General features: G+C 59.1%; 13 protein-coding genes. 2 read left to right on the top strand and 11 right to left on the bottom strand.

Going from position 1 to position 20,541, the window contains the following annotated elements; translation table 11 throughout:
• Nucleotides 1-147: 147 nt before the first annotated feature.
• The 7 genes from NG895_RS02780 to NG895_RS02750 form a co-directional block, all read right to left on the bottom strand.
• Nucleotides 148-2,604 carry an alpha-L-arabinofuranosidase C-terminal domain-containing protein gene (locus tag NG895_RS02780; protein WP_252850924.1) on the bottom strand — a complete coding sequence of 819 codons (2,457 nt, stop codon included), beginning with the start codon at nucleotides 2,602-2,604 and terminating at the stop codon, nucleotides 148-150.
• A 91-nt stretch (nucleotides 2,605-2,695) separates the two neighbouring features.
• Nucleotides 2,696-4,465, bottom strand: coding sequence for a sodium:solute symporter (locus NG895_RS02775; protein ID WP_252850923.1), 1,770 nt, complete (start codon nucleotides 4,463-4,465; stop codon nucleotides 2,696-2,698).
• A gap of 59 nt (nucleotides 4,466-4,524) precedes the next feature.
• Nucleotides 4,525-6,027 (bottom strand): L-arabinose isomerase, encoded by a 1,503-nt coding sequence (gene araA, locus NG895_RS02770; RefSeq protein ID WP_252850922.1) that lies wholly within the window; start codon nucleotides 6,025-6,027, stop codon nucleotides 4,525-4,527.
• A gap of 20 nt (nucleotides 6,028-6,047) precedes the next feature.
• Entirely contained in the window at nucleotides 6,048-6,752 is a 705-nt protein-coding gene (locus NG895_RS02765; RefSeq protein WP_252850921.1) for an L-ribulose-5-phosphate 4-epimerase, read from the bottom strand.
• 24 nt (nucleotides 6,753-6,776) lie between these two features.
• On the bottom strand, nucleotides 6,777-10,514 hold the full coding sequence (locus tag NG895_RS02760; RefSeq protein ID WP_252850920.1) for a family 43 glycosylhydrolase: 3,738 nt from the start codon (nucleotides 10,512-10,514) through the stop codon (nucleotides 6,777-6,779).
• Nucleotides 10,515-10,591: 77 nt separating this feature from the next.
• Nucleotides 10,592-13,570 (bottom strand): glycosyl hydrolase, encoded by a 2,979-nt coding sequence (locus NG895_RS02755; RefSeq protein ID WP_252850919.1) that lies wholly within the window; start codon nucleotides 13,568-13,570, stop codon nucleotides 10,592-10,594.
• 233 nt (nucleotides 13,571-13,803) lie between these two features.
• Nucleotides 13,804-14,100 (bottom strand): hypothetical protein, encoded by a 297-nt coding sequence (locus NG895_RS02750; protein WP_252850918.1) that lies wholly within the window; start codon nucleotides 14,098-14,100, stop codon nucleotides 13,804-13,806.
• Between the two features lie 102 nt (nucleotides 14,101-14,202).
• On the opposite strand from NG895_RS02750, the gene NG895_RS02745 reads away from it, so the two are divergent.
• Together NG895_RS02745 and NG895_RS02740 are read left to right on the top strand one after the other, a co-directional pair.
• Nucleotides 14,203-15,996, top strand: a complete 1,794-nt coding sequence (locus tag NG895_RS02745; protein ID WP_252850917.1) for a sulfurtransferase — start codon at nucleotides 14,203-14,205, stop codon at nucleotides 15,994-15,996.
• 1 nt (nucleotide 15,997) lies between these two features.
• On the top strand, nucleotides 15,998-16,804 hold the full coding sequence (locus NG895_RS02740) for a TrmH family RNA methyltransferase (protein WP_252850916.1): 807 nt from the start codon (nucleotides 15,998-16,000) through the stop codon (nucleotides 16,802-16,804).
• Here the strand turns inward: NG895_RS02740 and phnD are convergent.
• The 4 genes from phnD to NG895_RS02720 all read right to left on the bottom strand — a co-directional run bounded on the left by phnD (nucleotide 16,797) and on the right by NG895_RS02720 (nucleotide 20,346).
• Complete coding sequence (gene phnD / locus NG895_RS02735; RefSeq protein ID WP_252850915.1) at nucleotides 16,797-17,867, bottom strand: phosphate/phosphite/phosphonate ABC transporter substrate-binding protein; 1,071 nt, start codon at nucleotides 17,865-17,867, stop codon at nucleotides 16,797-16,799. The two genes, NG895_RS02740 and phnD, sit on opposite strands and share 8 nt — an antisense overlap.
• A 184-nt stretch (nucleotides 17,868-18,051) precedes the next feature.
• Entirely contained in the window at nucleotides 18,052-18,831 is a 780-nt protein-coding gene (locus NG895_RS02730) for a hypothetical protein (RefSeq protein ID WP_252850914.1), read from the bottom strand.
• 425 nt (nucleotides 18,832-19,256) lie between these two features.
• Entirely contained in the window at nucleotides 19,257-19,784 is a 528-nt protein-coding gene (locus NG895_RS02725; protein WP_252850913.1) for a response regulator, read from the bottom strand.
• 385 nt (nucleotides 19,785-20,169) lie between these two features.
• Entirely contained in the window at nucleotides 20,170-20,346 is a 177-nt protein-coding gene (locus tag NG895_RS02720; protein ID WP_252850912.1) for a hypothetical protein, read from the bottom strand.
• Between the last annotated feature and the right edge of the window lie 195 nt (nucleotides 20,347-20,541).

Raw genomic sequence — 20,541 nt, 5'->3', positions numbered from 1 at the left:
GACAAAATGAAGAGGCAAGGTCCTTTCCAGTAGTGGCGTTCCAGCAGGGCAGTCTGGAATAACACTAGGGAACGTTCCTGCTATGAGACGCCCAGTGGAAGCAATCCACTGGGCGTCTTTTCTATGGCAGAGCGCCAGAAAACGCGTCTACTTCAACTGCAAACGCAAGACCTCGACCGAGGTCGGCGGTAGCTCAAAGGTCATGGTGTTCTCGGCTGCAAGCTCCTGCTGCTGGGGCTTCACCATCAACCTCCCAGGCGAGTTGGTGGCATCCGCCGGGGCAGCAAGCGTGATCAAGGTTGCTTGGGGATTGAGTTCCCCGGCACCGTCGAGTGCGACGGTGGCCGAAACCGGTGTCGACGCTGGATTCACCAGCTTGACGAACAGCTCGCCGCTGGATTGATCCAATGTCGGCGACACCTGCACCTCGGGTATCAGCGGTTGGTAGTCGTGAATCAACTTGCCATCGATATAGCAGCGAATGCGGCCTGGTTCTAACTCCACCCGCAGGTCATACCAGCGGCCCGTTTCGATTCGGCCTCGGGCGGAGGCCAAACGGTCCTGCGAAGCACCCCCGGCAGGTCGTTGGATTGCATGCTCGGTGTTCCGCCAGCCGCCAACGTTCCACCAGTAGTAGCTATCCTCGTTCTCATAACCAAACACCAGCAGAAAGCCTTCGCTTCCGCCGGTCTTGCGGGCACGAACTTCGTACACCGCTTTCTCACCATCGGTGCTTTGGGGAGCCACGCTAACCGCAGCTTCCAGATTGCGGTCGAGTTGAGCGTAGTTGCCGTCTTCCGTATTGCGGAAGTCGCCATCAAGCACTTTCCAGTCCTCGAAGTCCAGCGGCTTGCCATTCAGCGTGGCCGACTCCACTTCAATACCGGTGCGCCAGGTACCAATGCCCACCTGCCCCGCGTACTTCTGCTCGGAACTTGCCCGATTGGTCATCTCGACCGAATTATCGAGATACACGTCGCCTTTGCTGGTGCTGAATAACTGCTGCACGTAGTAGTTGGGCGTTTTGACCAGCGACTTGTTGTCGAACCAGATCAAGTCGGCTTTGGTCCACTGCGTCGAGCCATACTTGGCAAACAACGGAGCATAGCACGTCATGTCAACGATATCGGCGTTGCGTTCCACGCCGGTCAAGTAGGCCGCCTCGGCCACGGCGTTGAACTGCGTATTGCCTTCGGACGCGTACTCACCAACGAACACTTTGGGCTTACTTCGATCGAAGTTGTCGAAACGGTGAATGTTGTCCAGGTACCACTTCGGTGGCATGTAGTAGTGCTCGTCCGTGCTGTAGACGTCGGTCTTGGTCATCAGATCGAACAGCGGAATCTCGGGGCCGAGCCCCGAAGTCCCAACGATCTTGATGTCAGGGTAACGCTCGCGAATCGCTTCGACGAAGTAGGGGAACCGTTCACGACACTCGGGCGTGTCGTGTTCTTCGTTGCCCAAGCAGACGTACTTCAGATCAAACGGCTCCGGGTGCCCCATCTTGGCCCGCAGTCCACCCCACTTGGTATCGGGCGAACCGTTGGCGAATTCGATCAGGTCCAGGGCATCGTCGATCCACGCCTGCAGATCTTCCATTGGTACCACCTGGAACGGTTGTCGGAAGCCACAACTGACGCCCACCGGCACTACCGGCAGTGGTTCGGCGCCGATGTCTTCGCACAACTGCATGTATTCGAAATAGCCCAGGCCATAAGTCTGGTGATACCCCCACAAGTTCCAGTTCGGCTTACGCTCGGAAACGTCGCCGACCGTGTCCTTCCAGCGGTAGGTATTCTCCAGGCTGTGCCCGTGAGCGATACAGCCACCTGGAAAGCGCAGGAAGCCAGGTTTCAGGTCGGCCAGTGCCTGTGCCAGGTCCTTCCGCAACCCATTCTTGTGGCCTTTGAAGGTATCTTGCGGAAACAGCGAGACCATGTCGAGCATCAACTCACCACCGCCACCCGTTGTGAGTACCAACTCGGCATCGTCGGCGCTGTCTGTAGCGGTCAACGTCAGGTCGTAGGTGGCCCACTCGCTGGTCGTGCTCGGCACGCTGCCCGAGGCCAACACTTTGCCATCCTTGGTTTGCAGCGACACCTTCAGCGGGTTGTCGTTGTCCTCAGATCGTCGGGCGTAGACGGAGAAGTCGTACTTCGCATCCTTCTCGACGACAATACCGCCGAATCCAGAGTTCTTGATTCCGGCAACTCCGTTTCCGTCCAGCTTCAGGATGACGTACTTGGTATTGTTTTCGTTCAGCGGCGACTCGTTGCTCACATCAAGTTGCACCTGTCCGCCGTCACGTTCGACCTTTTGCCAAGCGTACAGCGGATGCAGCTTTCGGCTGTTTCCCGCCCAGCCTTCCACCGGGTAGTACTCGAACGAGCGGTTCTGCACCAACTCGGCGTACAGTCCTCCATCGGCGGCGTAGTTAATGTCCTCGAAGAACAACCCGTAAAGCACCGGACTCAGTTTCACGGTGGGTTGATCGACGTGGATGTTTACCTTGACCTCAGCGCCGCGCGTCGCATTGGGCGCAAGGGCCATCGCAAAAAGAGCTGCGATGCAACAGATCACATTGGCAGGTGTGGTGCGTGCCATAATTCTCGCCTCGATTGGGGGTAGAAACTAACTTCACAAGCAAAGGTGCGCGTATTTCGATCCAATTGCGCGTATGATCGCGACACCGTGATCAACCTTGAAAATACAGGTAGGCTCCCAGAATCAGCGCTAGCACCAAGACGGACATGCCGACATCGACACCGCCCCAGCTTTCACGGGTGACACGCTTCTCCTCTTCGGAAACCACGCCATAGGTAAGACCCTGGAATCGGGAATAGTCGGGCTCGCGCGTCAAATAGCTCACGCCGATCATCACAATCGCACTGACCACTGTGATAAGCAGGCTGAAGTACTGGAAGTAAATCTTGTTGACGATCCAAAAGAAGGATCCTTCCGTATAGGCAAAGTTCTCATAGATCTTAGGCGGCGTATCGACGGCCAGTCGAAAGATCCCCATAGCAAAACCCACCAACAAGGCAGCAAGACACCCTTGCGCGTTAAGTCGCTTCCAGGCGATACCGAGGAAGAACACGACAAAGATGGGGGGAGCAAGATATCCCTGCACGCTTTGCAGGTAATCGTACAGACCTTTCGAACCTTGGATCACTGGGATCCATGCCATGCCAATCAAGACCATAGACACCGTGGCCCACCGTCCTACCTGTACCAGCCGCCGCTCGCTGGCCTCGGGGGCAAACTTCTTGTAGAGATCGATCGTGAACAGCGTACTGCAGGCATTAAACACGCCGGCCAGCGAGCTCATCAGCGCTGATAGCAGACCTGCAACCACTAACCCACGCACACCGGCGGGCAGCACATTCTTGACCATGAGTGGAAATGCTTTACCCGACTCTTTGATGGTTCCGTCTTCGTGCAGCATCTCGGAAAAATCGACGCCCTCCAGTCCTCCGGACTGAGATTTCATGATCAACCCAAAACAGATCATGCCAGGCACAATGAAGATAAAGACAGGCAACAACTTCAGCAGCGCGGCGAAGATACTGCCGCGGCGGGCTTGGGTCTCGTTTTCGGCACCCAAGGCACGCTGCACGATGTACTGGTCGGTACACCAGTACCACAGGCCGATGATCGGAGCGCAAAACAGCATGCCGAGCCAGGGGTAGTTGGTATTGAAGTACCACGCCTGACGCACCATCTCACCGCTCTCATTCACCTCCTCCACTGGCGCCCATTCAAACGGTACTCCCTCAGCCGTAAGAGGTTTCCATAGGTTGAACATCTCCGAGCCGATGGTCGCCTTAAGTTCTCCCCAGCCGCCGATGTACTTTAAACCAAAATAGGTAACCAGGGCCGACCCGATGATTAAAATGATCGTTTGCAGCGTCTCCGTGTAGGCGACGGCGCGAAAACCACCGAGCACCGTGTAGAGGCCGGTGACAATGAGAACCAGAATGGATCCGATCCAGAAACTGTTGAGCCCTGCAAAAGAGAGTTCGGGAAGCAACACACTAAAGACGATGCCACCGGCGAAGATGCCAACGGCGATCTTGGTCACGATATAAGCCACCAACGAGATGACGCTCAGCGTGTAGCGTGATGCGGGCGAGAACCGCCGTTCGAGAAACTGCGGCATCGTGAACACCTGGCTGCGAGCGTAGAATGGCACCAGCACCCACGCCAAGATTAGCAGACACCAGGCGTGAAGCTCATAATGGGCCATTGCCACACCATCGGTGGCGCCAGAACCGGCCAAACCAACGAGGTGCTCCGAGCCGATGTTCGAAGCGAAGATCGACGCTCCCACAATAAACCAGCCGAGGCTATGTCCGGCCAAAAAATAATCAGCCGAGGTATCCTTGCTTTGACGAATTACCCACCATGCCAAGCCAGCAAGAAGTGCGAAATATCCTCCGACAACGAGCCAATCGACAGTTTCCATCTGTTTATGTATCCGATGAATAGAGTGACGGAGCGGGAAAAGGGGAGCTTTGGGACGGGTCAGCCCTGCCGAAAGTCTCCAAGCAGCAATTGATTCTTCAAATCGCGAAGCCTTGTATCGGCGTCGATAACCACCAGTTCGATGCCCGTCATTTCAGCAAGGTCTTCATAGTGTTCCGTGCTGAGGGCCTGGCTGAACACGGGGTGGTGCGAACCACCGGCGTAGATCCATGCAGCGGCAGCTGTTTTCAGGTCGGGCTGGGGCGACCAAAGTGCGCGCGCCACGGGCAAATTGCTCATGGGGTCTGGCGGGCTGACGACATCTACTTCGTTCAACACCATGCGGAACCGGTTTCCCATATCTACGACCGCGGCATTCACCGCCGGTCCGGCTGGCACATCGAACACCAGCCGAACGGGGTCTTCCTTGCCGCCGATGCCCAACGGATGGATCTCGCACTTCGGGCGGTCGGCAGCGATCGTCGGACAGATCTCCAGCATATGCGCCCCCAGCACCTGCGCTCCGTCGGGCGATAGGTGATAGGTGTAGTCTTCCATAAACGAGGTGCCGCCGGGCAGTCCCGCGGCCATGACCTTCGACGCCCGCACCAGGGCGGCCCCTTTCCAGTCGCCTTCGGCACCAAACCCATAGCCATCGGCCATCAACCGCTGCGAGGCAATGCCTGGCAGTTGCTTCATGCCATGCAAGTTCTCGAAGGTATCGGTGTAGCCGACAAAGCCTTCCGACTCGAGAAACGCCCGTAACCCCAGTTCGATGCGAGCAGCGTCCTTGAGCGATTGTCGCTGCCCGCCGCTGGGTTTCAGCGAGTCGGCCATGACGTACGACTCGTCGTATTCGGTGCAGAGCTTGTCGACTTCGGCATCGCTCACCTCATCCATGAAGGCAACAACGTCGCCCAAACCGTATCCATTTACGGAGTATCCAAAGGTCATCTGTGCGGCAACCTTGTCTCCTTCCGTCACGGCTACTTCCCGCATGTTGTCGCCGATCCGCGCAATCCGGGCGGATCTCATATCGTGGTTCGCCGCGGCGGCCCGGGTCCAGACACCAATCTCGCTCCGCACCTGGCTGTCTTCCCAGTGGCCTACAACCACCTTCCGCGGCAGGCGTAGTCGACTGCACATGAAGCCGAACTCCCGCCCCCCGTGGGCCGACTGGTTCAGGTTCATGAAGTCCATATCAATCGTCTGCCACGGCAGGTCGCGATTGAACTGAGTATGCAGGTGCAGCAACGGCTTGTTCAGATTCGACAGGCCAGCGATCCACATCTTGGCCGGCGAGAAGGTGTGCATCCAGGCGATCAGGCCGATGCAATTCGGCGCGGCGTTTGCCTCGTCGATTAGTTGGCGGACTTCTTCGGGCCGTGTGAGCACTGGCTTGAATACCACACGGACGGGAACCTGCGGATCTTCGCCGAGGGCCGTGGCGACTTGCTGGGAATGTTCGGCCACCTTGGCGAGCGCCTCGGGGCCGTAGAGATGCTGGCTTCCAGTGATGAACCAGGCTTCGAGCGTATCGAGAGAAGGAAGAACGTTTGGCATGATCGTCGCACCCCAATTACTTAGTGATCGTCGCCGGACTGGCCATAATAGGCCCCGGCGCCATGTTTGCGAAAGTAGTGTTTGTCGAGTAGGAACTGATCCACAGCGGGAGCATTCGGATTGATGGCCAAGGTCTTCCAGGCCATCTCGGCCACGGCCTCAATCGCCACGGCATTCTCTACGCTCTTGGCAGCATCCTTCCCCCATGAGAAAGGAGCATGATTGGCCACCAACACACCGGGCACGGCGCTCGGATCGAGTTGGGCAAAGGTCTCGACGATTACATGGCCCGTGTTCACTTCGTAGGCTTCTTCGATTTCTTGCTGGGTCAGCGGTCGAGTCACTGGAAGCTCGCCATAAAAATGGTCGGCATGCGTCGTGCCGAAGCAAGGAATCGCCCGGCGGGCTTGCGCCCACGACGTAGCGTTCACACTATGCGTGTGAGTGATGCCGCCAATGCCTGCGAAGCTCTGATATAGAAGTCGGTGCGTCGGCGTGTCGCTGGAAGGTTTCAAGTCGCCTTCCACGACCTCGCCAGTGGCGATGCTGACGATCACAATATGCTCCGGACGAAGCTGCGGATACGCAACACCACTGGGCTTGATAGCCATCAGTTCGCGATCTTCGCTCAAGCCACTTACATTGCCCCAGGTGAGAATGACCAAGCCGTGCGACACCAGGTCGAGATTGGCTTGGCAGACCGCTTGTTTCAATTCGTCGAGCATGAGTAAGTCGCTGGATGAATTCGCCTAGTCTGTCGAAACCCGCAGCACCGTGAGACTAAAAGCGGGCAGGGTATAGTCAAAATTGGTTCCCACTTCTATTTCAGTGGTAACGGGGCGAAGCTGCTGAGTTTCGCCATGCCGATTCACTTGTGCAGGATCACCCGCAAGTGTTGTGCAGGAGACTTTCTGCGATATAGGGGACGCCCCGACGAGATGCACGGAAACCGTTGGCTCCGCCGGGCCCGGGTTCACGAGTTTAAGGATTAGGTCGCCAGACTCACTCTGGCGAATTACCGAAACAGGTAACTCGCATTCTACATTCAGAAACCGGTCTCCGCTATTGGTCGCGAACATTTGTTGGACAAAGTAGTTGATCGTCGGCGACACTTCGGTGTTGGTGAAATAGATCAGGTTCGGATTCCACTGAGTGTTGCCTATTTTGCCGAGTAATGGGGCATAAGACGCCATCGTGACGATGTCTCCATTTCGCTCCAAATGCGTCATATAGGCCGCCTCGGCCAAGGCCGTTCGCAAAGTGGACTCTCGATTGCGTTCATGGGCCGCATACTCGCCCAGATACACGGCCGCTTCGTCGCGGGAATAGTCGTCGTACCGGCTCAAGTTGTCCAGAAACCACTGCGGCGGCTTGTAGTAATGCTCGTCGACCATCTCCAAATGCAGATCGCGAGCCAGCCGCCAGCCTTTGTCGTAGTCCTCGCCGTCGGGGAAAGGACCGACGGTGCCAATCACCTCAATCTCCGGATGGGCCGCAGTAACCGCCTCGTAGATCATGCGAAAGCGTTCGACAAATTCCGGGGTAATGAGGTCTTCGTTGCCGATCCCCAAATACTTCAAATGGAAGGGCTCGGGGTGGCCGGCGGCCGCTCGTTTGCTTCCCCACTCGGAGTCGGCTGGCCCATTGGCGTACTCAATCAGGTCGAGCACCTCCTGAATGTAGGCGGGCATATCCTCCAGCGGGATGCCACGCTGGCCCTGATCCCACCGGCCGGTAGCCCGCGCGCCGGAATGCTGGCAACAAACACCTGCCGGTACCACCGGCACCGGAATGGCGTTAATGTCCTCGCAGAACTGAAAATACTCGTAGTAACCAAGCCCCAGCGATTGATGATATCGCCAGATGTTGCGTTGCCCCTTCCGCTCGTGAACCGGACCAATGCTATCCTGCCAGCGGTACATGTTGTCGAGTCCATCGCCATGCACCAGGCAGCCGCCCGGAAAACGCACGAACTTGGGTTCGAGGTCCGCAATCGCTTGCGCCAGGTCTTTCCGCAGACCATTCTTGCGGCCGCGGAAGGTGTCTTGTGGAAATAGCGAGATCATATCGAGCGCCACCCTGCCGAGGCACCGCGATGAGATCACCAATCGAGCCTTGGCGTCGCTTTGGCTCGGTTCGAGCACACCCTCGAGCGGCCGCCAACTTCCATCGGGAGTCCCCAGGTCGACTTCCGCGATCGCCTCTCCGTTGCTGTCGACAAGCCGGGCAACGATCGGTCCAGCATCGCCCGCCACCTGGCGAGCGAACAAGCTCACGTTGTACTTATTGCCGGCTTCGACAGTGATGCCGCCAAAACCGCTGTTCTCGAGGCCCACTCGGCCGTCTGAATTATTCACACCCAGCACGGCGTACTTAGGGTTGTTGGGGTGTAGCGGCTGATTCATCTCCACAATTACGGAACCCTTGCCGCCATCCTGCTGCACCAGTTTCCAGTTGGTGAGCGAATGCCAGCCGGGCTTGTCGGCAGCCGAATACTCGAACGAACGATTCTCCACCATCTCGGCGTACAGACCGCCATCGGCTGCGTAGTTGAGGTCTTCGAAGAATATGCCGAACAAGTGATCGCTTATCGGCTTGCCATCTTGGGTAAGGTCGATTTCTAGCTCGATCGCAGCCGATTCTTCGGACTCCGCTTCGGTAGCCTTCAGGTCGGTGGCTGGCACCGATTCGAACACGTCGACCTGCTGGATAGTCCCGTCGGCATTGAAGCGAAGTGGCGAGAGGCACGTTTCGCGGTTGTAGCCGTCCCCGCCTGGTATACGGAACCGATGGTAGGCGATCACCCACTGGTCGCGACCAGGCACTTTGCCGATGGAGTGATGCCCCGCCCCGCGAACCACGCCTTTCTGCTTGAGGATGGGATTGACCGCCGCCTTGGCGAAAGGTCCCAGGGGCGATTTCGATGTCCCGTAGCAAACGGAGTAGCGCGGGTCGCGAGTATCGAACTCCGACCAACTGAGGTAGTACACACCACCGCGTTTGTGCACGAACGGGCCTTCGTTGTATCCCGGTGGCGTAATGTCGCGGACTTCGGACGGATCGAACGAGATCATATCGTCAGCCAGCGGCACCACCTTGCAGCGACCCTGCCCCCAGTACAGGTAGGCCTTTCCGTCGTCGTCCACGAACACCATCGGATCGATGCACTGCATGCCACGGTAGTCGCGTGCCGACATTAACGGGCGGCCGAGCGGGTCGCGGAACGGTCCTTCGGGTTGGTCCGCCACGGCGACGCCAATGTTTTTGTTGGCGCTGTAGTAGTAATAGTACTTGCCGTTCTTGGTGGCGATGGCGGGCGCCCAAGCGTGCAGTTCGGCCCACTTCAAGTCCCGCGGCAAGTCGAGGATCACGCCCTCGTTGCGCCAGTGGACTAAATCGTCGGACGACCACGCCTGGAAGGAAGTGGAACGCCATCCTTCAGTGCCATCGGTCGTGGGATACAGATAGCAGCGGTCGCCAAAGAACGCCACGTGCGGATCGGCGTTGACTCCCGGCAGCGCGGCAGCGGGTGCTTGGCGGCCGGCGTCGGGGTCGATCGCCTGCAGCTCGTCGAGCGACACCTGCAGGATACTACCGTGCCGCTGCCCATCAACGGGATGGGTTTCGCGGCTGATGTTCCGCCACGTCCGCCAGTCGGCGGTTTCGAGGCAGCCGTAGCGGTGGTTGGCGTAGTAGTCGACGTAAAGCAACGTCTTTCCGTCGACCTCGACTAGCGCTGGCCCTTCGACACGCTCGTCGGCAATGATCGGCTCGTCGAGCAACCGGAAAGGACCCGTCGGACTGTCTGCCTCTGCTCCACAAATCCGCCCCCAAATGCCGGCGGGCTGATCGTCGGTTTCTTTGAATACGATGCGGTACTTGCCGTCTACCATCAGCATCGTGGTATCGATGTTGTTAAAACCGGGGTCGAACAACATCTGCGGCTTGGAAAACTCGTTGAAATCCTTGGTGGTGACGTAGTAAGCCCGATGGTAGCCGCCCTGGGGATTGGACTCGCCCGATGCCGAAGGAATGTCCGAAGACCACATGACGATGAACTGATCGCTGCGATCGTCGTAAAAGGCCTCGGGTGCCCAGCAGGTCCGGCAATCGGCTTCGTGCTGCATCAAAGGTAAGAACCGTTGCTCGGACCAGTTCACCAGGTCGCGCGACGTGGCGTAGCCAATGCCTTTATCGTGCCAGCCGGTCGTCCAGACCATGTGGAACAAGTTATCTGGACCACGAACAATGTGAGGATCACGCATCAACTTGCTGCCGACGGTCGGCTTGAGCCGAACGCCGGGAATCTCCACCCACTGCCGGGCGTCGTCGCTGTAGGCCAAATGCAGGCCGTCGCCGCTATCGCGAAACGACGTGAAGAGCCAATAGTGATCCGAGGACGCGCTGACTTTCCTGTCAACAAGTCCGATGGCCAAAATGAATAGCTGTAGAACGAGTAGCGAGAGTCTCAGTCTTTGCGTGCACATGATATTTGAAAGTCACCGGTAGAGGAGGTGCAGTTGGCAACAGGGAGGATGCTCGACTGCAATCAATTGCCCACAAGTCACTTCGACTCCTTCGAGTCGAGTGGTTCCTTACGGGCTGCGGAGACACGCTCGCCACCCGTGGGCGACTCAAATTCTAACCGAACGGGTCCCAGAAGTCCCGATGGCAACAGCGCGTGCTCTCCCTGGTCGAACTTGGAGATATTAGTGCGTGTAAGTCGTTGGTCGGGCGGAAGCTTTGCATCGCCTATCAATCGGTTGGGCCACAGATTGACGACTTCAATGCGGAGATCGTTCGCTCCTTTGCGGAGAGCGGGCGAGAGGTCGACCTGGAATGGCGCGGTCCATACGACACCCAAGTCATGACCATTCAGATATACCCGAGCCATGTTCTTCACATCGCCCAAGTCCAGCCGCCATCGCTGCCCCTTCGCGGGCAACTCCGGCAGGTCGAACGTCTTTGTATAGGTAGCTGTGCCTGAGTAGTACCGAATGCGATCGTCGTCGGAGGTCGTCCAGTCGATCAGCTCCGGAAAGACCACTTCGGCGGGGCCACCCCACTTCGGGTCGAAAGCAACTTGCCACGATCCTTCCAGCGGGCGCCTCTCAACCTGCCGCCAGTTGGTGGCGGGCTTGGCGCCGGGCGTGGCCTCATCTCGCAGGACGACGAACACCGACCCGTTGGCGGGAAGGTCGATATCAAGATTCGTAAACTCGTTCTGCACGGGAGATAGCGTTGCCACCTCAATGCCTCCGGTCACTGGATCCCATAGCTCCACATTGCGACGATGACTACGAAACCCGCATCCGGTGCGACACGGCTTGTCCAGGCGATTCACGACGTAGTAGATGTCGGTATCGTCGGTGCGGCGATGGACGTAATCGAGCTGATGCCCACCAATATCCGAGTACCCAAAATCGGGCTTGAAGGAACCGCGTAACACTTCCTGTGTGCTGACAGATTGGATGGCTCCGGTGGACCACAGCCGGTCGGCAAGCTCGGCAAATTCGGCTTGGTCATCGGAACTGGAGAGCAGTCCAATGGGCGTCGTAGGCTGCTCGCCAATCACCTTGGCCCCCGCATCAACCAGTCGAGCTATGTGCCGGAGCGCCTCCAGGCCGTAGGAGCCGGGCGGCGGCAGAACGAGCACGGAGTAGCTGGTACCGTTGGGCAATGCGATTTGCCCGTCTCGCACTTCGGTTTGTTCAGTCAGCACCTCCAGGTTCACCACGTCGTAGTCGAACCCCTCGGGAACCGCAGCGGGGTTGTCCCGCTTGAGCCGCACAAAGCTCGGTACGTTTTCGCCGTAGAAGTAGAGCACGTCGGAGACGGGCAGACCCTGCTGCAGCAGGAACTGGCAGCGATTCATGTAGCCCAGGAATCCATCGGCTTGATCCCACCAGGTAACCTGCGGGTTCAGGTGCGTGCCGGCAAAATACGCGTTGCCCGGCGAGCCGGCCTCGGGAGGCGAGCAGTCGAACGTGTGCCACATCACCAGGTTCAGCCCTTCGCAGGCCACACGGTCGAACACCGGCTTCAGGTCGCGAGGATCGCGTTCCCAGTGAGGGCCAATGGTGGTGAACGCCTCGGCCATCACCAGTCGCTTGCCATAGATGTGCGCCGCTGAGGCGGGCTGTTTGACAAACAAACGGAAATTGTCCGCCGTGCGGTGCGTCTCCGAGCGTGCCCAAAATTCACCCATCGCAATGTCGCTGCGGCCCAGGCAGAGCAGGGCGTCGACCGGTGCGGCGTGCGGCCCGCCCGATTCAGGATGGATACCGAGGCCCCGCTGGTGGGCATACTCGGCGAAGGCCGCATAGTTGCCCTCGGCGATGAGTTCGGCAATGGTGCGACGAAAATCGCTGAGAAAGCGATTGGATGTCTCGGCATCTTCCACCACGTAACCCGCGATGGCGGGCAGGAAGGGCCGAATGTCGTACCCGTGACGCTGCTGGAACTGTGCGGGCATGGCCGGCGTCCAGTTCACCGGGCCAAGCTCCCAGCTGTCGGTATGAAGATAACGCAGCGACTTGCCGAGGTAAGGCTGGGCTGCCTCGAGAATCGGGCTCAGCACGTCGTCGCAGTACTGCTGAAACGCGTTGGCATCCAGGTAATCGATCGCCAGGCCCTTCCAGTTGTCGCTGGAGGTGGAAACGTGCGCGCCAGACGGCGTGTAGCCAAATCGCAGAACCAGCCAGCGACCCTCCGGCGCCTTCCAATGGAGCACCCCTTCGGCAGTGACCAGATCGGTCAGATCCTGGATCGAGTCGCGAGCGATGGGCACACCGCGACCTTGCGGGCCGACGTCCAGCAGATGACTGGCATCCACGGCCGTAAAGCCGCCGGGGTACTCGTGGTAAGCTTTCTGCTTGTAGTTGTCGATCCGGGCCAGTCGCTGCCTTTGCTTTTCTGGAACCGGCACCGCCAAGACGGCAATCTCCCGATAGTAGTCGTTGCGCATGGCAGGCTGTGGCAACTCGACTTCAACATCCTGGCCGCCTTCAATCACTTTTTGCGACCAGGTAATGGCTTTGGCCGATTGCTCGGGGGTGACCGTCGGACCGCCCAGGTTCCAGCCGCTTTGAATGTTGAACCCCAACTCCAGGTCGAGTCGCTCGGCTTCGTGCAGCGCGTGAACGAACAAATCGCACCATTCGGGCGAGCCGAAGTCAGGGCCGTGCGGTGGTTTGGTTTGCTCGCCCTGGCTGGCGTGCGCTGCGTCGATAATGTTGGCTCCGCCCATCCCCTTGGCCTTCATTTGCTCCAGGTCGCGGGTGATGGCCTGCTTGGTCACGTTGCCGTTGAGCCACCACCACCAGCAATGGACGCGAGACAAACGCGGGGGATTTTGCCAACCTTGCTCGAGATCCATCGTGGCTTCCAGCGACGCCGAAAGCTCGGGGCGGACTACGGTTGGCGGCTCCGCACGCCCCAGCGATGCCACGAGACCGTGCGCCGCAAGCAAAATCAACACCAAGAGGGTCACGTTCCTGCGAGACTTCATGATCCAAGCTTTGTTGTAGGAGGCGTGATTCATGGCCGCCAGGATGCTCCTACGGCCTTGCGGCAATGGACGACGGCTGTAACCACGAGGTCAATGAAAAGTACGACGACAGCACACGGCTTCGGAACGGTCGCGGAGATACCAGTCGAGGCCAGCGCCCAAATGAGTCCGAGATTTTGCTTTCACACACTGCAATCCGCAACACCTATCGCGCCGGTCCGTTTCGTGGCGGGATGGCTAATCCAGCTTCTCCCAGAATGATTTCACTAGTTACCATAGTCTACCAGATTCACGAACTCCTCGCCGTTACAATCTCCTGCCAAGCCAATGCTCAGGCCCCAGAAATTGAGCTGTTGAAGGATATTCCAGGCAGGTCCTGCGATTGGTACCGGTAAGACGAAAACACCGAACGGTCGACGGGCCGCCGCAAAACCCAGCACATCGAAAGCATCGCCCAAGTCGAACGTCGGCGGTTTATTGGCCAGATCCGCCGCCGACGGCGTACCAGCGATCACCAGGCGGTCGGTGCTGTCGGCCGCCGACGCTGAGTATCCCGGCCCCACAGAACAACTCCACCTCCTAATCGTGCGAAGTGCCCGTACATCGCAGCAAAATTGGCACGGGATACCTTTTTCCCGACGGGCCTCGCCCGCATAATTGTCGGAATGTCGATTCTAAATGTTGCCGCCTACAAATTTGTCGAGCTCGGGGAACTAGTAACCCGACGGGCCAGCCTGCGCCGACGGTGCCACGAACTGGATCTGCGGGGCACCATTCTGCTGGCCGAGGAGGGGATCAATCTGTTTGTTGCCGGCCAGCACGACAACGTGTCGACCCTGATGGATCACTTGCAGTCCGACCCGGCGATCGGTCCGCTGGAAATTAAGGAAAGTGAGAGCGACTATCAGCCCTTCACCCGCATGTTGGTGAAGATCAAACAGGAGATCATCGCCTTTGGTGTCGACGGAGTGGCGCCGGCGCAATACACCTCGAAACGCATCGCTCCCCAAGAGCTTAAGCAGTGGCTCGACGAGGGCCGGCCGGTCACGCTACTGGATACCCGTAACGACTACGAGGTAGACCTCGGCACGTTCGAAACGGCCGAGCACCTGAACATTGGGCACTTCCGCGACTTTCCCCAGGCGGCCCAGTCGCTGCCCGACGAGCTCCGTGATCAGCCGGTGGTCACATTCTGCACCGGAGGAATCCGCTGCGAAAAAGCGGCCCCCATGCTCGAGCAAATTGGGTTCCGCGACGTCTATCAACTCGACGGCGGAATCTTGAAGTACTTTGAAGTTGCGGGAGGCGCTCACTACCGCGGCGATTGCTTCGTGTTCGACCAGCGCGTAGCGGTCGATGCGGCGCTTCGCGAGACGGATGCGGCTCAATGCTACGCCTGCCAGGCGATCCTCACGACTGAGGATCAGCAGTCGCCGCACTACGTGAAAGGCGAACACTGCCCGCGTTGTTACCGCACCTCGGAAGAGGCGATGCAACATTCCATCGAGCGACGGCACGCCGTCATTCGCAAAGTGGCCACGCCACTGCCCGGCAGCGAGCCCTACGATCGACGTTTGCCACTGCATGTGGCGGGCGAGTGGGACGGAATGCCCATGGTCGAATTCCTGCATCGCGCTGTACCCTCCATGCCACCGGAGTACTGGCAAGAAGAGCTGGCCTGCGGGCGGATTCTCTTCGCTGGCCACCCCGTCGATAGCCGGCGGACCACAGTAGCGGGAGAAAAATTCGAGCACCTGCTGCCCGGCGTCGTCGAACCGGATGTTAACATCGATATACGCATCCTCTACGAAGACGCCGACCTGGTAGTGGTCGACAAACCCGCACCTCTGCCGATTCACCCCGGCGGCCGGTTCGAAAGGAACACCCTGTCGCACCTCATGGCAGAGGCCTACGCCCCCGAACGGCTTCGCCATGCCCACCGCCTCGACGCCAATACTACGGGCCTGGTGGTCTTCGCGCGAACGCGGCGAGTCGCCAAGCTGGTGCAACCGCAATTCGAACGGGGCGATGTCGAGAAACAATACCTTGCCCGAGTGATCGGGCATCCGGCAGCCGACCGCTTCGACTGCACGTCGGCCATCGCGCGAGATCCTTCGGCGGCTGGGGTTCGCCTACCAGACGAGGCGGGGGCCGAAGCACACACTGAGTTCGAAGTGCTGCAGCGCATGGACGATGGCACCTCGCTGCTCATAGTGCGGCCGTTTACGGGACGCACCAACCAAATACGCGCCCACCTCTGGGAACTCGGCTTGCCCATTGTGGGCGATCCGGCCTACCTGCCAGCAGGCGAGACGGCCGCTCGGCAAACCCTCGCGCCCGACGAGCCAGCGATGTGCCTGCATGCATGGCGGCTGAGTCTGGTACACCCGTCGACCCGAGAACGAGTGACCTTCGAAGCCCCGCATCCTGTTTGGGCCAACGCGGGAGCCGAGGCTTAGTATGGATCCACCGATGATTACCAGTCGGCAGAATCCACGCATCAAAGCGGTAAGTGCCCTGAAGAATCGCTCGAACCGCGAGCAGCAAGCTCGGACCGTGGTGTACGGGGTTCGCGAATCGCAACGGGCCTTGGCCGCCGGTGCTAACGTGGTGGAATGCTTGTGGTGCCGTGACTACTTCCGCACGGCGGAAGCGGAGACGGTGGTCGAGAGCTTAGCTGCCGCCGGGGCCGAGTCGCTGGAAGTGGCCCGCGAAGCGTTCGACAAACTGGCCTACGGCGACCGCCAGGATGGGGTGGTCTCGGTATTCGAGACACCTCGGCGAACACTTGCCGAACTGCAACTCCCGGCCCAGCCGCTGGTAGCCGTGCTGGAAGGCGTTGAAAAGCCTGGCAATCTTGGCGCCGTGCTGCGCTCGGCCGATGGGGCAGGGCTCGATGCCGTGGTGGTGGTTGACCCGGTGATCGACCTGTTTAACCCGAATGCTATTCGCGCCAGCGTGGCGGCCGTGTTCCAGTCCAGCGTGGTGGTAGCCACCGCCAGTGAGGCGCTCGCCTGGCTCCGCGCGAACGAACTGGCCATCTGGGCCACCCGACCCGATGCCAGCCAGATGTACTGGGATCTCGACTTCAAGCAATCGGGCGCTATTGTGCTGGGCGGAGAAGCAGAAGGTCTGACCGAAGCCTGGCAGGCTTCCGACGTGACGCCTATCGCCCTGCCAATGCACGGTGTGGCCGACAGCTTGAACGTCTCGGTCGCCGCCGCGGTGCTGTTCTACGAAGCCCGCAGACAGCGTTCGATCACTTAGCGTTCTGACGCGCCTTCTCGATCACGTCATCGATGCGACGCACGTTGGCCCAATCGTCCTTGTAGCTGATGGCAACAAACTCGTCGCGTTCTGGAGTGCCATACTCCTCCATCAGCGGAGTACCCTGCCAGTCGTATTCGGTGAGTAACTTTGCCACGGCCTCGCGAATCGCAGGCGACAGGTTGTAGGCGTAACCCAAGGCGACCGGAGGAAACCGCTCCGACTCATACAACACCCGGACCTTCCCGTCTTCAATCGTTCCTTCTTCGATATAGCCTTCGAGCAAATCGCTAGCCACGGGCGCCGCATCGGTCTTACCACTCGCCACTTCCTGGGCCGAAGTGTCGTGGCCCATGGAGAAACCGTATTTGTAGTCGCGCTCGGGCAACATATCGTGTTCGTCCATCAGGTAAACCAGAGCCGCCTTGAAACCGGAATTCGAGGTTGGACGTACGAAGGTAATCTTTTTGCCCTTCAGTTCTTCCACCTTCTTGATAGGACTATCGGCCGCAACCAGCAGGTCCATCGTGTAGCCGAACGAGCCTTCATGACCAAAGGTGCTCACCGGGACGAAGCCAGCCGTATTTACAGCCGCCGGCACGGCTCCGGTATTCACGGCCGTCACATGCAATTCTCCGTTGCCTATGGCTTCGAGCTGATCGGCCGCCTTCTCGAAGTGCTTGTACTCCGTGGGAATACCGGTGGCCTCGGACAATGCATCCAGGAAAGGCTGCCAGGCCTCGGGGGCGTCGCCCGCGTCGTCGGATGCGACATAGCTAAACACCAGCGTCTCGGGTGTGATGCACTGATCGTCTGCTGGCGAGTCGGCCACCAAGTCGCCATCGCTGTCGGTCCAACCCTCCAGCTTGGTTTGCTTGACTGGCTTGCCCAGCAAGCGGGTTAGCTCGCTATTCTCGAGCTTCTGCTGCGCGGCGTCCGGCAGACTCTGCACCACCCACCAGACAACCAACAGCACCAGGGCGACCGGAAGCACCGCTTTGAATACGCGGGCGAGGGAGACCGACGGCGGAGTGCTTTTGGTGGGCGTATCTGCGTCGGACATGGAAAACCTCAAGGAACAACGAATTTTTCAGCGCCCGCAATGCACGGGTGTCGACCAGCATACCAAGGCCCGTGGGCCGTGCAAAGCAAGCCTTGCCGGCCCTAAGCGCGCAGCAAAAACCGGCCGAGGAAGGGGAAGCCTCGACCGGTTCTTGGCGATCGTATCTAACTTAACCCGCGAGGGCTCAACCAAGCCGCCAACGGATACCAACCACTGCGGCTCCCAGGCCCGACAGCAACAGGTAAGCACCGGTGGGCTCAGGAATGGCCTGCCCCGAGATGGTTACCACACCGTCCATGCCGAACAACTGCGTGATGGGTGTACCGGTGATGGGTACCGTCGAGGTGTTCGAGGCGGTGTAGGAGAACGTGATCGGAGTTCCGGGGGCAAACTGCAGACCACCAGGAAGATTGAATTGGGACCATTCCGTCGTGGTAGCCTGAAGCGTCACGAACGGGAAGGCCGATCCAGAATCGGTCAGGATGACGAAGGATCGGTCGAAGTCGAGTTGCAGCGAACTCTGCAACGAGTTGCCGTCGTGCTGGAACCACTCGAACCCGAAGGTATAAGGATCCATTCCTTCGGAATTGTCACCTTCGCTCCAGGTAACCGGCATAGGGGTGGGGTTGGCGTCGGCATCCGGACGTTCCAGACCGTCGGGCAGCCCCTTGATCAGCAGGTCGGCATAAATGTCGTCGGCCGCAGTGTATTGCTCAATAATGGTTGAATCAAGACGTACCGTGGTGCCATCGACTTCATCGGCTTCGCTGGGATCCGTGTTGCCACCGTTGGAGTTGTCTGCCGAACTGACGTCGCGGATGTGGCCCGATGCACCAAAGTACACCACATCGACTCCGTCGACATTAAAGTTAATCGTTGCGGCCTGCGTCGCCCCACCTGTGGCCACGGCCAAACACGCAACCGCCGCACACGTAGCAAGTCGGTTCATAGTTGTACATCTCATCGATTGAATCCCCTTGTGGAAAAATTTCGGGATAGCCTGGAGGCCATCCGACTTAACGCTCTAATCTCGACCGCCGGAGCTGTTGCGCCTGTATACGGTCACTAATCTGGCTACCAGTTGGCCCGCTTGTTGCGGCGTTGGTGGATACCTCCCGTTGCACTCTTGCTACGCTTGCTCCGCTTGGCGGAACTTCGAGTCGAGCGACTCATGGGCTTCTGGTGTCCTCGCGATCGCATTGGCGAGAGTCCACGCGAATGGCCTCCGCGGCCGTCCAGCTCATCCAGCGATACTGGCAGATGTCTTTCGCTCATTGTCGTCCCCTCAGTTGGTTAGCGTCCGCGCACCCGGTTAAGAGCTTGCAGTGCCGCCGGGTTGTCCATGTTTGGCCGAAGCCATCCCTCTTGCCACACATTGCCGCCGGCACCTTAGCCAGCCGGCAGCCTACGCTGGTTTGTCTGCTCGCTCACCGTCGCTGCGTCGCGCGCCAACTTCTCCGTCGCCAGGCGGGCTTCGCGAAACATGCTTTCCAGGCCCACGTCTTCCCCCAAGCCGGGTAAGTACACCCAAACTCCAAGCTGCCGCGCGGCGAACTCGCCCAGCGGGTTATCGGGGTCGCCGTTGATGACCAACAGCGGAACGTGGTTCTGTGCTAAATCTCGCGCCAGTTGCTCCAAGTCGTTCCGCGACGCTTCGTCGTCCGTCACACTCTGCAGATCAATCACCGCAAGCTGAAACTTCAAGCGGAAAGCTAATCGCAACGCTTGCAACGAGCACTCGCACACGTCTACACTCCATCCCTCTTCGCCAGCAGACGACTCGAGCAGAGTAGCGTGCCCGGAATCTGCCGTTACGACCAAGCAACGAGCAGTCGCTGCCGGTCCGGCGCGAGTTACTGGTGTCACCGTCGACGAAGCCGACGATGGCACGGCAACATTCAGTTCAGGCGCGTTCATCAATCACTATGTTTCTGCGAGATACCATGTTGGGCGCCGATTTCTTGCCACTGCAAATGCTGTGCGAGGCTGCTCGGCGACAGCCCCGTGGCACTTTGGTCGCGCAGTGTCTGCATCCCATGCGGACCAATTCGCGCTCACGTGACATACGTAACGCCACGCATCTTCATCACTGTTGAACATCTAGCGGTTCGCGCGGCAGCCTAAACCCTCACTCTGCACGCTTGCGTGAACCGTCACGCGATCGTCACTCCGCCCATTTTCTGGTGCTCTGCGAAAACATCGCCGGCTATTAGCCGCGCAGTGTTTACACCCCAACCGGCATTTCGACCTGCTGCTGAGCGTCCCTCAACGCGCAGCGTGATCTCTTGCCGTGGGTATGGGGCTACCAGGAAACTTTCTTGCGGCGGCGACGGTGCATGCCGTTGAACGATTGCGGGGTTTTGCCTCGACGTCGGCCCTGCGGGGCTCGTCGCTTGCTGTGCCCGTTGCTCCGAATCTGCTGGAAACTGTTCGTCCCGTATTTCGATTCAGCGTTCTCGTAAACTTGCTCAATGCTCATTGCCAATACTCCTTGGATCCTGAATGTCAGGAAATCAGCGCTACGTGCCGGATAGCAGCGGTTCGAATTACACCTCTCTCCGCCATGGCACCTATGCGCGTCGGGGGATTCATCCTTCCGCGCCCGGCCAGCACCTCTGGGCGGACTGCGACCCGAGTGGGGACAATCCCCATCCAGACCGCGACCCGTGATAAA

It is taken from the genome of Aeoliella straminimaris (genome assembly GCF_024054565.1).
Lineage (GTDB): Bacteria > Planctomycetota > Planctomycetia > Pirellulales > Lacipirellulaceae > Aeoliella > Aeoliella straminimaris.
Note: the sequence above shows the minus strand (reverse complement) of the source record. Positions and strands in the feature narration are given on the sequence as shown.